General features: G+C 71.6%; 7 protein-coding genes, 1 tRNA gene and 1 pseudogene. 3 read left to right on the forward strand and 6 right to left on the reverse strand.

Features of this window, described 5'->3' with window-relative positions; all coding sequences use genetic code 11:
• The 4 genes and pseudogenes from ABIH81_RS18515 to ABIH81_RS18530 form a co-directional block, all read right to left on the reverse strand.
• Positions 1-996: a MoxR family ATPase gene (locus tag ABIH81_RS18515; RefSeq protein ID WP_013287288.1), complete on the reverse strand. Its 996-nt coding sequence runs from the start codon at positions 994-996 to the stop codon at positions 1-3.
• A 25-nt stretch (positions 997-1,021) separates the two neighbouring features.
• Positions 1,022-3,586, reverse strand: a complete 2,565-nt coding sequence (locus tag ABIH81_RS18520; RefSeq protein ID WP_349881151.1) for a fibronectin type III domain-containing protein — start codon at positions 3,584-3,586, stop codon at positions 1,022-1,024.
• 207 nt (positions 3,587-3,793) lie between these two features.
• A complete protein-coding gene (locus tag ABIH81_RS18525) occupies positions 3,794-4,609 on the reverse strand; it encodes a hypothetical protein (protein ID WP_349881152.1) in 816 nt (271 codons plus the stop codon).
• A gap of 2,622 nt (positions 4,610-7,231) precedes the next feature.
• Positions 7,232-7,447 (reverse strand): annotated as a pseudogene (locus ABIH81_RS18530) (hypothetical protein); the annotation flags it as partial.
• A 158-nt stretch (positions 7,448-7,605) separates the two neighbouring features.
• On the opposite strand from ABIH81_RS18530, the gene ABIH81_RS18535 reads away from it, so the two are divergent.
• The 3 genes from ABIH81_RS18535 (at position 7,606) to ABIH81_RS18545 (ending at position 9,183) form a co-directional block, all read left to right on the forward strand.
• Positions 7,606-7,692: transfer RNA gene (locus ABIH81_RS18535), tRNA-Leu, on the forward strand.
• Between the two features lie 256 nt (positions 7,693-7,948).
• Positions 7,949-8,806, forward strand: a complete 858-nt coding sequence (locus ABIH81_RS18540; RefSeq protein ID WP_349876141.1) for a site-specific integrase — start codon at positions 7,949-7,951, stop codon at positions 8,804-8,806.
• Complete coding sequence (locus ABIH81_RS18545; RefSeq protein ID WP_349876142.1) at positions 8,785-9,183, forward strand: tyrosine-type recombinase/integrase; 399 nt, start codon at positions 8,785-8,787, stop codon at positions 9,181-9,183. Before ABIH81_RS18540 ends, ABIH81_RS18545 begins: the two co-directional genes overlap by 22 nt.
• A gap of 13 nt (positions 9,184-9,196) precedes the next feature.
• Here the strand turns inward: ABIH81_RS18545 and ABIH81_RS18550 are convergent, their stop codons facing one another.
• Positions 9,197-12,814 (reverse strand): hypothetical protein, encoded by a 3,618-nt coding sequence (locus ABIH81_RS18550; RefSeq protein ID WP_349876143.1) that lies wholly within the window; start codon positions 12,812-12,814, stop codon positions 9,197-9,199.
• 199 nt (positions 12,815-13,013) lie between these two features.
• Positions 13,014-13,196, reverse strand: coding sequence for a helix-turn-helix domain-containing protein (locus ABIH81_RS18555; RefSeq protein ID WP_349876144.1), 183 nt, complete (start codon positions 13,194-13,196; stop codon positions 13,014-13,016).
• Positions 13,197-13,356: the final 160 nt, after the last annotated feature.

Genomic DNA, 13,356 nt, shown 5'->3' on the forward strand with positions numbered 1-13,356 from the left:
TCAGCCGTGCACCGCTGTGGCCTGGCCCGACGGCAGCGGCACCGGCACCGACGCGACCGCCTGGCGCAGCACCTCGGCGGGCGTCACACCCCGCACCTGCGCGTCGGGGGTGAGCAGCAGCCGGTGCGCGAACACCGGCTCGACGAGCGCCTTCAGGTCCTCCGGCATGATCCAGCCCCGGCCGTCGATCAGCGCGTACGCGCACGCCGCCCGGGTCAGCGCGATCACCCCGCGCGGGCTCACCCCGACCCGCACCTGCGGGTGGGTACGCGTCGCCGCGGCCAGCCGCACCGCGTACGCGTAGAGCGGCTCGGCGATGTGCACCCGCCGGGCCATCTTCACCATCTCACCCACCGTGGCGGTGTCGGTGACCGCGGTCAGCGAGTCGGGGGAGCGGACCGTGGCGCCGCGCAGCACCTCCACCTCGACCGCCTCGTCCGGGTAGCCGACGGACAGCTTCACCAGGAACCGGTCGAGCTGGGCCTCGGGCAGCCGGTAGGTGCCGTCCATCTCCACCGGGTTCTGCGTGGCCACCACCAGGAACGGCTGCGGCACCGGGTGCCGTACGCCGTCCACCGTGACGGTCCGCTCCTCCATCACCTCCAGCAGCGCCGACTGCGTCTTCGGCGACGCCCGGTTGATCTCGTCGGCGATCACGATGTTGGCGAACACCGGCCCCGGGTGGAACTCGAAGCCCCGGCTGGCCTGGTTGAAGATGGTCACCCCGGACACGTCGGAGGGGAGCAGGTCCGGCGTGAACTGGATCCGCCGCCACTGCCCCTTCACCGTGGCCGCGACGGCCCGGGCCAGCGTGGTCTTGCCGACGCCCGGCACGTCCTCCAGCAGCACGTGCCCCTGCGCGAACAGCGCGGTGAGGGCGAGCCGCACCACCTGCGGCTTGCCCAGCACGACCGCGTTGACGTTGTCGGCCAGCCGGGCGGCCAGGGCGGCGAAGCCCTGCACCTCCGGCTGGCTCAGCGGTTCGTGCGTGTTCACGGGGTGTGCCTCTCGGACGGTGCGGTCAGCAGGCGGGCAGGACGTCGAGGTCGTCGCCGCCCTCCAGGTTGAGCCAGGCCCACGGGATGTACGTCTTGCCCTTGTACTCCACCTGGACCCACCAGGTGCTCTGCTTGTTGTTGTTGTAGATCCAGGCGTCCACGTCCTCGCCCCTGACCTTGCAGTACGTGCGCAGCCGCCGGCCGTCCGGCACCCAGCCCGCCTGACGGTCGTTGTCCTGCCGCGGCACCTCGAAGATCTCGTTGCCGTTGCGGCCCGGCACGTCCCTGTCGCAGTACGTCCGCTGGTCGCCGTCCGGACCGTTCTTGCACGTGGCGATGCCGTACACCGGGTCGGTGGTCTGCGCGCGGGAAGCCGTGCCCTTGCCGGCGGCGTTCGACGCGGTCAGCGTCACCGTGTACGCGGTACCCGGCGTCAGCCCGGTCACCCGCAGGCTGGAACAACTGCCGCTCGCCGACTTCCCGCCGGTCGCCGCCGTGCAGGTGGCGCGCCCGCCGCCCGCGTCCACAGTGAACGTGACGGTCACCGACGTGGCGTCCGCCGACGAGCCGGTCACCGTGATCCGCGGCTCGGCCACGGTCCGTGCGGTGGTGCTCGCCTCCGGTCCCGGCCCGGCCTCGTTCACCGCCTTGACCTTCACCGTCACGTTCTGGCCGTTGCCCAGCCCACCCACGGTGGCCTGCACGTCGGTCACCTCGACGGACTTCCCGGCGGCCTCCACCACGTACTTCGTCACCGGGCGGCCGTTGTCCACCGCCGGGGACCACTGCACCGCGATCGTGCCCGGCTGGTCGGCGACAGTGGACGCGCGCAGCTCGGTCGGCGCCTTCGGCGTGCTGAACGGCACCACCGTGTTGCTCACCGGCGACGCCTTCGACCCGGCGCCCTTGTCGCTCACCGCGGTCACCGTGAACGCGTACTGGGTGCCGTACTCCAGTTGCCCGGCCGGCACCACCAGCTCCGTCTTCGCCGACTCGCCGGCCGGTGCGCTCGCGCCGGCCGAGGTCGCCGTCACCGCGTACGTCGCGATCGTGTTGCCCTGACCGTCGGCCTCGGGCCAGCTCACCCGCACCGTGCCGTCCGGCCGCGCCTCGGCGGTCACCGACGCCGGCGGGTCCGGCACCTCGGCGGTCGGCACCACCGGGTTGCTGCGCCGCGCCGGCCCCTCACCCTTGGCGTTCACCGCGTGCACCGAGAACGTGTACGTCTCACCGTTGGTCAGACCGGTGATCTCCAGCGCACGCTGGTTCGCGCCGACCTGGTGGGTCTGACCGGCGCCCTCCACCACGTACCGGGTGATCTCGGCGCCGTTGGACGCGGCGGCCTGCCAGCTCACCCGCGCCGACGCGTCACCAGCGGCGGCCGTGACCGACTTCGGCGCACCCGGCTTGGACACCTTCGGCTTCTTCGGCGGGGGCGGCGGCGGAGCCACCGGCGGCGGGTCGCCGCCGAGCACGTCGTTGGCGTACTTGTCGACCTCACGGACCTGGTTGCGGTCGTCGACCACCTGCGCGGTGGACGAGTCCGGCGGGTTGATGAACAGGTGGTTCTCGCGCACCTCCAGCTCGACCGGGCCGGGGCGGCCGGAGCCCTTCACGGTCTGCACGAGCTGACCCTCGGCGTCGAACGCGTACACCGTGCCGGTGTTCTCGTCGGCGCAGTAGAACCGGCCCGCCCAGGCCACCGCCGGGCTCAGCCGGGCGCCGGTGCCGGGCACCGTGAACCGCTTCACCTCGCGGCTGTCCCGGACCACGTGCACCGACCGGTCACCGGGGACCGTGACCGGCACCTGCGGCCCGCTGGTACGCGTCGGCAGGTTCCCGGGCGCGGTCATGCTCAGCTCCGCCCGCCGGGTCTGCCCGCCGACCACCGTGACCAGCGACGCCGAAGTGCGGTCCAGCACCGCGACGCCCTCGTCCAGCGCCGACACCACCAGCTCGTGCGCCGGCTCGGCCACGTCGTACGTCTCGACCCGCTTCGGGCTGAGCCCGGCCGGCGGCGCGTCACCGGGCGTCTCCGGCAGCTCGGCGGCGGTGACCGCCGAGACGGTGCCCTCGCTGGGCACCGCGATCCACAGCTTGCCGGCACCGTCGAACGTGCCGCCGGTGATGCCCGGCGGGTAGCGGACCGGCTCGCCCACCGGTGTCAGCGCCCGCGGGTCGAGCTGCCGGACGATGCCCTGCACCGCGTCCACCACGAACGCCGCGTCCTCGTGCAGCGCCACACTCACCCCGAGCCCGGGCGCGGTCGGCGTGGTGGCGGTGATCTGCAACGTCGCCAGGTCCAGCGAACTGACCCGGCCGGTGTTGAGGTCGCGCAGGATCAGCAGCCGGTCGGTCTGGACCACCTGCATCTGGTGCCGCCGCCCACCCGGCACCTCCATCCGGGTGTCCACCCGGGCGGTGACGCCGTTGACCCGGGCCAGCTCGCTGCGGGTGGTGCTCCACAACCAGGAGGACGCGTCGAAGCTCGCCACCGCGTTGTCGGCCGCGCCCAGCCCGAGCACCGTCAGACCCATCGCGGCCAGCAGCGCGGCCACCGTGCCGATGGTCACCAGCCCGCCGCGCATCCGCGACCGTGGACGGGCCGGCTCCGGCCCGGTGCCCGTGACGTCCTCGATGGTGGTCACTGCCGGCTGCCTCCCCGTGTCGGTGCGGGGAGCGACGCCGAGCGCGGCCGACCCTCCCCAGAGCCGGGAGCCATCATAGGTGCCGTCCGGAGCCGGTGAAACCCGCACCGTCCTCCTGTGGACACCGAGCGTGTCGTCCGTGGACGCTCAGTTCGGCGTACCGGCGCCCTCCCGGTCCGTGCAGACCTGGCCCGAGGTGGCGTACGAATCGGTCGAATAGACCGCCAGCACCGTGAAGCAGTAGTCCAGCTTCGCGCTCAGCCCGTTCACCGTGTAGCGGGTCTGCCCGGCGTCCACAGTCGCCATCACCCCGAGCTTCTGCCCGGCCCGGCCCCCGGCCACCACGAACGGCACCCCGCCGTTCGTCGGATCGGTCCAGGTCACCGTCACGGTCGTGGCGTCGTCGCGCAGCTTCAGGTCACCCGGCGGCGGACCGGCCACCTTCGGCGACGCGGCGCCGGACGCGGGCGCGGGAGCCGGCGGCGGCGCCGCCTCCCGGTTCAGCCACACCGCGCCGACGCCGACGACGGCCACCAGCGCGAGCACCGCACCCCCGACCACCAGGGCCAGCACCGTCCGGTTGCGGCCCGACCGCTCCGGCTCCATCGGGTACGCGCCCTGCTGCTGCTCGACCGGCTGCTGGTGGAACATCGGCGGGGTCGCCGGCCAGGCGCTCTGCTCCGGCTGGGCAGGCGGCTCCGGTCGCGTGGACTCGGGGAAGTCCAGCAGATCCTCGTAGATCGTCATCGGCCGGTTCGGCTCCGGCGCGTCCGGCTCCGGTTCGCCTGCCGCGTCGGCGGGCGCCGGCTCGTCCGTGTCCGGCTCAGGATCGGGGTCGGCGGGCCGGTCGACCGGCTGGGACGGGGCGGCGCTGCTCCACGGCGGCGCGACCATGCCCCAGGGCGGTACGGAGGAGCCGCTGACCGGTGCCGCGCTGACCGGTGTCGCGGGTGGTCCGCTCACGGGCGGCGGATAGGCGCCGGGGGGACCGCTCACCGGTGGTTGTCCACCGGGCGGTCCGCTGACCGGCGGCGGGTCGCCGGGTCCGGGCGGCGCGCTGATCGGCGGTGGGTAGCCAGGTCCGGGTGGCCCGCTGATCGGCGGCCCTGGAGGCCCGCTGACGGGTGGGGCGGGTGGCCCGCCGGTCGGCGACGGATAGCCGGGCGCGGGTGGTCCGCTGACCGGCGGTGGGTAACCGGGTCCGGGTGGTCCGCTGACGGACGGTGGGTAGCCCACGGCTGGTGCGGCGCTGACCGGTGTGACAGGCGGTCCACTGACCGGCGGCGGGTAGCCGCTCACCGGAACCCCGCTGACCGGGTAGCCGGCCGGTCCGCTGACCGGCCGTCCGGGAGGTCCGCTGACCGGGTGCGTGGGGGGCGCGCTGACCGGAGACGTCGAGGGCGATTCGATGGGCGGCGCGCTGACGGGTGGTGCGCTTGTGGGTGCTGCATCGACGGGCGCGGCGCTGGTGGGTGGCGCGCTGATGCGGGGTGCGGGGGGTAGCGGTGCTCCGCCTGCCGGAGGCGCACCGGCGCCGGACGCGCCGAGGGTGCCCGACGCGCCTGCCGAGGGAGCGCCGGGCTGAGTCACGCGCCAGGCAGCGTCGCCTTCACTCGTACCCGAGCCCACCGGCGGCCCGCTGACCGGAGACGTGCTCACCGGCGCTGTGCTTGCTGCGGGCGTGATCATCCCGGAGGAGTTGGCGGAGGAAGGGCTGACGGATGGTGCGCTGACCGGGAATTCGCCGGCGGAGCCGGTCGCTGCGGGCTTCGCCGAAGCGTCGCGGGCCGCCTTCGCGGCGTTGCGCTCCGCCTCCTCTTCCAACAGCGGGCCGATCTGCTGCACCTGGATCGTCGGCTTGTCCCAGCCCGGTCCACCGGGAACAGGCGGCGCGGTAGCGGCGCTGGGCCTGCTCGCTTCGGTATCGGCCGCCCGGTCCGCATCGCGCCCCGGGGGAGCGGGGACGGCCTTAGTCGTCGGCGTCGCCCTCTGGGCGGGCGCCGGTCCGGGCGTCACGGGGGCCGACGTGGGTGCCGCTGGGGTGGCAGCGATCGGCGCGGACTCCGCCACCGGCTGGGAAACCGGCGCCGGAGGCGCTGTCGAGCCCGCGGTGGTGACCGGTGGCGGGGCGGACGGGGTCGACGCCGGTGCGGGGACCGGCGGGGCGACCGGGACGGCCGGCGGTGATGGTAGAACACCGCTCGCCGGCGACGGGACGCGTGGCGCCGGCGGTAGGACTGCTGGAGGCGGCGGTGGTGGCACGGCTCGCGCTGAGGGCAGCCGCGACGGTGGCGGGGTTATCGCGGTGGAGGGCGACTCGGCGACCGGCGTTGCGGGCGGGGACGGGATGACCGGCGGAGGCGGTAGCGGGGATGTACCGGCGGTGCCGGGCATCTGCGGGGGCGGAAGCGGGGCATCGACAGCGCTAGGCGTTTGCGGAGACCGTAGCGGCGTACCAACGGTGCTCGGCGCCGGCGGAGGCGGGACCGGAAGCGCGCCGACCGCGCTCGGCGCCGGTGGTGGGGGTGCGGCAACCGGGGCGCGGGGCGGCACCGGCGTCACCCCGGGAGCGGCGGCCGGTCGACCGTACGTTCCCGGCGGAAGCGGGGTAGCACCTTGGGCCGGTGGAACCGCGGTCATGCCCTGAGCCGGCGGAATCGGGGTGACGCCGTGGGCCGGGGGCACCGGGCGGACACCGGAAATCCGCGGGGCGGCCCCGGTAGCCGGCGGCGTCGCTGGTGCCGTGGGTTCGACGGGCGCTACCGGGAACCGGGCGGTGGCTTCCTCGGCGATCGGCGCGAACCGGGTCGTCGCCTCCGCGGACCGCGGCGAGGGCGGCGCCCACGGACTCGCGGGCCCGGCGGCGGGAGGATGGTGCGGCGGGGCGGGCGCAACCGGGGGCGGAGGAACGATCCGCGGGTTCGGCATCGACTGAGGCGGCTGCCCGGCGTGGGGCGGCTGCGGAGCCGGGCCCGGGCGGGGAGCCCACTGTGAACCGGGTACCGGCGGATTCGGGGCGGGCGTTCCCGGTGCGACGGGTCCAGGCGGCGCGGGCGGGTGCGGCGGTGTGATCGCCCCCAGCGACACGGTGGGCTCGGACACTCCGTGCCCGGGGTACCCGGAGGAGGCGGGACCGGGGTGACCGGGCCGGGCGGGGGCAGGCCTCCCGGGGCCTGCCGGATCGGCATGTCCGGGCAGGGACGGATGGGGGTGCCCGGGTCGGCCCGGATTCGGGTAGCCGGGCAGGGGCGGAGCGGGGTGCGTTCCGGCAGCGGCGGCGGAGCCGCCGGGGGAGTCGCCGGGGGAGGGGCCATAGCCCGCGGGAGCGGCGGCGGAGCCGCCGAGGTACTGGCGGGCTGCGCGTACCGCGGGGTGGTCGGGACCGAGCACGGCGGACCCGGCGGTCGCGACGCGGCTGTAGTTGCGGCGTGCCTCGTGCCGGTTGCCCAACTCCTCGGCCACCCCGGCGAGGTCGAAGCTGAGCGCGAGCATCAGCGGGTCGGCCTCACCGCGGCGGCGCTCGCCGGCCGCGTAGGCCTCCTCGAGTACGCGCCGGGCGGCGGCCGGGTCGTCGGCCTCGCGGTGCAGCCGGGCCAGCAGGTGACCGGTGGCCAGGACGTCCTGGTGGTCCTCGCCGTATGCCGGGCGGGCCGCGATGATCGCGTCGGCGAGCAGGCGGCGGGCGCTTGTCAGGTCACCCGCGGCGCGCAGGGCGAGGGCCTGGTGTTGAGTGGCGATCAACGGGGAGGGGTGGGACACGTGAGCAATGCTGCCCGGAATCGCCTGTTGCGCGCTACCCACCCGATCTTTGTGGCCGCTGACCTGCGCAAACGTGCCGCGCTGGAGCTGATGTGCATGATCGTTCCGGGCCGTGTACAGTAATGCCCCGTGCGGCCCGCCGGGCCGACCGATGCGGTGAGTAGCTCACATTGGTCGACCGGGTAGGCTGGTACGTGCAGGTCCGGGTGGCGGAATGGCAGACGCGCTAGCTTGAGGTGCTAGTGCCCGTATAGGGCGTGGGGGTTCAAGTCCCCCCTCGGACACCAGCAAGACTCCGCATACAGAAGGCCGCTGACCAGGCGTTATTCAGGTCAGCGGCCTTGATCGTTTCTCGGGCAAGATCCGCCGTGGGAACACCGTGGGAACACCGGCTCTGAGTCGCCCTGTCCGCGCCAGCGGCCGGCGCGATCTTGTGCTCGGCGAGCACGACGGTTACCGTCCCACTGTTGCGCATATAGGTGCGTCGGCGGCGGAGCCCGCAGGACACCGGGTCGAGGCCGCCTACGTTCACGTGGAGGAACGGTGGCGTCAGTCGAGAAGAGGACGACGAAGGACGGCAAGAGCAGCCGGTGGCGGGTGAAGTGGCGGGACGGCGGCCGCCGCGAGAACCCCTGGAGCAGCCGCACGTTCGACTACCAGACGGATGCGAGGCGGTTCAAGACGCTGGTCGAGGCGGCCGGCGAGCGGATGCCGACGCCGGAGCAGCTGGCCGAGCGCGGCTTCGCCCAGCTCGTGCCGGCGGGTGTGGTCCTGACGCCGGAGCCGGCCGAGGGGCAGCTGACGTTCCGGGCGTACGCCGAGGAGTGGCTGCGCCAGCTGGTGAAGCCGCACCCGGAGACGGTGCGCAAGTACCGGGAGCGGCTGGAGAAGCACGTCTTCCCGCGGCTCGGTGACCGGCCGATCGCCGAGATCACCCGGCGGGAGATGCGCGAGTGGCAGCAGGGCCTGCGCGACGCCGGCCTGTCGGCGAAGACGATCGCCAACATCCGGGGTGAGAGCGTGGTGCCGATCTTCAAGGCGGCGTGCCGGCCCGGCGAGGACGGCGAGCCCGCCGTGCGGACGTCGAACCCGATGGACGGGCTGCCGCTGCCCGAGGGCCCGCGCGCCGAGCGGGACATCCTGGAGAGCCCGGACGAGGCCCGGCTGTTCCTCGAGGCGGCGTACCAGGTCGACCCGGAGGCTGCGGACTTGCTGCTGTGCAAGCTGTCGACGGGGCTGCGCTGGGGTGAGGTGTCTGCGCTGCCGCCCCGGGCGGTGAACGTCGCGCGGGGGACGGTGTCCATCGTGCAGGTGTTGCGGAAGGTGAACCGGCGGTGGGTGGTCGAGCCCAAGCCGAAGACGAAGCAGGCTACCGGGAGGTGCCGCTGCCGGCGTCGGTGATGCGGATGGTCGCTGACCGGGTTGCAGCGGCCAGCAGGGAGGCGGGGCGGCAGTTCGTGTTTGTGGCGCCGCGCGGCAACCACTGGCGGTACGAGGACTTCTACACGGACCGGTGGGTGAAGATCCGCGACCTGGCCCGCGAGAAGGGCCTGCCGCGCCGGATGACAATGCATGGGCTGCGGCACTCGCTGCTGACCCTGCTGGCGACGGAGGGCGTCGACTTGGCGGCGCTGCGGACGATGGCCGGGCATGCCAGCGTGACGACGACGATGAACGTCTACGTGCACGCTACGCGCCGGCACCACGAACCGGTCCGGCAGATCGTCGCCGATTTTCTGGGAGTTGACGCCATAAAGCCCCTGGCATCGGCAGGGTAGCGGGGCGGCAGGGTCAGTCGGCGTCGAACCAACCGTCGGCGGCCGCGATCTCGGCAAGCGGCGGCTGAGAGGATAGCGCCGAAGCCAGTATTCGCGCGGCCCCCCCGACGATGTCAACCGGCCACTGCTCGGGACTGGCCAGGACCCTGCGGGCGAACCCCCCGGTCACGGTGCCGAGCCTGTGGCTGGGGTACAGCGTGCCTGGTGGGATGAAGGGTCGCGTGCCGGCGAACACGCTCTGCTTCGGCGGCCGGCTTTGGTGCTCGCCCATGAGTTCGAGCGCTAGTCGTGTTACGTCCTCGCGCAGCCTGAGCACTGCGGGTAGATCATCCAGAACGATGCGGGCGAGCTCGGGTCGTGTGGTGTCGAACGCGACCTCGTAAAGCAGCAGGGCGGCAATGGGGCTTGGTCGGACGCTGCGGCTGTGAAGCTGCGCGTAGAGGTCAAGTCGTCGTGGCGCGGTCTGCGAGCAGAATCGGTGCACGGTCGCGAGGACGCTTGCGGTGTGGTCCGGCGACATTGCTGAAAGGAGTTCGTCGGCGGTAGGGATGCAGGCGGCGACCACCGGAGCCTTCGCGCGCAACGTCAGAGTGCAGAGCCAGGTTCGGGCGGCGAGGGGGTCGGTGGCTGGCGGACGCTGGCGAGTCCACCAGCCGACATCGGCATTGTGATGACCTGCCTGTCGTAGCCAGGCTGCGACACCGTTGACGGTCGCCCCTGCCCCTATCTGTGGTTTGCTCGGAAGGAAGCTGATGCTGTCCGGCGTGGCGATAATGGCCTCGCGCAGCAGCCAGCTGTCACCGAACGCGGCAGTGAGAACCTGAAATAGCTGCCGCCACGAGTCCTCGGCGCGCCAGTCCCCGTTCTGGTTAGCCGCGGCGAGGCCCGCAACGATGTCTGCACAGTTCGTCGGCCCAGCGATCGGGCGATGGCGCTGTTGTCGGGCCGTGGCGCCTCTGGCGGCACCGGGGCGTAGACCGGCACGTCGGTGGTCATAGAAGTGCTCGGGGTGGGCGTGGCGCACCAGCTCGGACAGTGGCCGCTCCGGCTGGTCGTTGCGGGAGCGTGCCGAATCGAACTGGTAGCGGTCGGCCAGGTCGTCGAGACACAGGCGTATCAGCGGACCCGAGCTGATGTCGCTGTTGGCGGCAATCAGCAGCGGGAGCACCACCGCGCGCAGCCCGGAGCCCTGCTCTTGCTCGGCACAGGCGATGACATGCTCGGCCTCTGCTGTGGTGAGCTGGCTCAGGGCGCCGAGGTGGGCCGCAGTTCTAAGCCATGCCATGGTGGGCTGCCGCACCTCCGCGCTCCACCACCACTGGCGAGCAGCATCGAGTGTGTCGTGGGTGCGCAGCAGGATGGCCAGGGCATCGCGGAGCGCCGGGACGCGCTCTTTGAGCAGACGTGCGCGGGTATAAGCGACCACTTGCGAGGCAGGGCCCTGAGAGAGACGTACCGGTTCACCGGTGTCGTCGATCAGGCCGTCGGTGGCGAGGAGACATTGCGGGCCCTCAAGGGCGGCCTCGACCGCGCCCCGCACCGCGACGGTCGTCAGGCCTTGGTAGACCTGATCACGCAACAGCTGCAACAGGACTGCACCGGTGAGCGGCAGTACGTCGAACGGTGTCTCCGCGCGTACCTCCCGGACTATCGTTGGCAAGCCCTTGAGCTCTGCCTCGCTCCACATGCCAACGAAGAACCGCAGGACGTTAGACCAGTAGGGCCGCTTGATCAGCTCGCTGAGGCGAGCATCTTTCGTCCCTCTTCCACGTGGTTGCGCCCGCTCTGCAAGGTAGCTGGCGGCAAAGTACTCCCGTAGTGGCTGCACCTCGAACTCGATGACGCCGGATGCTCGCTGCACCAGGCACACCACGCGAGAGGTCACCGAGGTGAACAGGGCCGCTAGGTCTGGGCTAGTTTCGTCGTACTCGGTCAGGAACTCGCCGATTAGCCTCCTGAGATCGGCAAGGGGGATGCCGCCGCTACTCGCACCGCGCTCGGCTGCGGACTGCAAATGCCAGGCGAGGAACCGGTGCAGGGCCAGCACCAGCTTGCGGTGCGCGTCCACGATCGGTTCTTTGGGGCTTTCCCGATCGAAGAACACCTTGACGTAATCGGCGTACAGCTCGGTGCGCTGTTCTGGAAGAATCCGGCGGCGCTGCAGCAGGTGCAGCAGGATCGCCATCTGCATCGGGCTGGACGCCAGCTCTGCCACGTGCGGCAGGTGCAGGTTGGCGATGAACTGGCTCCGTAGCGCGTCGGTCGCGGCGGTATCTAGCTCGCTCTGCTCCGCCCAGTGGCGTAGGTAGGCAAGTTGCAGCCGCTTGGTGAGTCGCTGCATAAGCAGGTGTGGAAACCGTGGGCCTAGTTGCTCTGGGGCGCCGCTAGCACCCGGCCGGGTGGTGACAACGATGACGACGTCAAAGTCTGGCCCGGCGAGCCGTGTCGCGGTGCGTCCGATCTGCTCGGCGACCCGCTCGCGTGTCTTGAGGTCAGCGACCTCGTCCAGCCCATCGAGAGCTAGTAGGACTGGATGCTCGGCTAACAGCTCGGCGAGGTCGTCGGTGGTGAACCGGCGGCCGCTATGTTCGCCGACGTGCCAGGCGAGGTACTCCTCCAAGGCTTCGCTGGCGGCAGGGTCCTTCTTCCGCCGCTTCGCCACCTTGGTCAGCCACTCGCCGTACTCGCGCAGCTCTACTCGAAACGGAACCCGGACCACGTGCGGCTGAATGCCCTTGGCGGACCTGAGGTACCTGCCGTCGTCGAGATGCAGGGACCGATAGACCTGGCAGACGAATTGCAACAGGGTCGTCTTGCCCTGTCCGGGGCCACCGACGATCAAGGCGTTGCCGCGCCACGCAGGGTGTAGCAGCAGGAAGGAGGCCCCGGTCTGCCATTGGCCAGGCCCGCGGCCGGCCTTACGACCCACCTCTTCGACATCGGCGGCACCCAGCTGTTCCATCAGCCGATATGGGGCGCTGCCGGCTTCCCGGCTTGCCACGGGTACGTCGACGAATAGCTTGTCGACTGTCGGGCCGATCAGGTCCACTTCGCCGAACCGAATCGGGTCATCGAAGGCGTACCGGTCGCGCAGGTAGGCGAGGAGGATCCGGTCCCGGCGGCGAGCGTCCGGGGATCCGTCGAGCTTCGTCAGCGCCAGGATCTGGTCGGGTGGAAGAATCCGGATGAACGGGCGAAGAAGATGGTTGGGAGCCGCGCTCACCTGAGCATCAATGGTTTCCCGCCACCATGGCAGGATCTCGATCGACCACGCCTTCGACCGTTCCGCCAAGGCTTGGCTCAGCCGATCGATGGTGCCGGTGTCGAGGTTCCCTGTGCCCTCGATGTTGGTGATCAGGTAGTAGGTCCTTGCGCCCCGCTCCACGAGGGCGATGATTTTCTCTGTTTCGCCGTCGAGTGCATCGATCAGCCAGGTGACTGGGTCTTTGACCTTGTGCGGGGCGATGGTGAACTTGACCTGGTAGACGCTAGTACCGTGCAGGGCATCTCGCCCGCCGTCAGCCTTGCCGATGGGCATCGCCTGCAGGGTCGACCCCAGCGAGTGAGCCAGCAGCGCCTGAATGAGTTGCTGGAACTCACGGTCGCCGAGGTCCTCGTACCGGTAGCGCACCCCGGCATGCTCTCACGAGGCGCCGACATCTGCGTGCCGCACATCCGGCAGGCTTGTGGTTCAGGGTGAGGGAGCACGGCATCAGTTGCCGTTGCCGTTGCCGATGACGTGGAGAAGATCGGCCGGCGTGCCAGTGGGAGTGAGCGTACCGACCGCTGGTGCGCATCCTCCTAGGACGGTCTAGGGAATGTGCCCCACCTCATCGGCGCCCGGCCAGCGCCGGGCACGCCTGGTAGGCGGCTTCCAGGTCCGCGTCCGTAAAGCGGACCTTGCGTCCGAGCCGGTGGCACGGGACGCGGCCCTTTGACACCCAGCGCCGGAGGGTGGTTTCCGCGATGCGAAGCTTCGCCGCGGCCTCGGCGTAGGTGTAGTCCCTGGCCACCTCGTCCTCCTCCTGCCCCCCGGCGCTGGCTGTGGGGCCACTGTAGACCATTGCGGCCCGATAGGTCTACGGTGGGCTACGCCAAGCCACGGCGAGGTCGAAAGACGCCCGCGCCTCTCGCGGGTCGACGGGTGTACGGCTACGATCTGGCACTGCGCGT

The organism is Micromonospora sp. HUAS YX12 (assembly GCF_040215685.1).
GTDB lineage: Bacteria > Actinomycetota > Actinomycetes > Mycobacteriales > Micromonosporaceae > Micromonospora > Micromonospora tulbaghiae.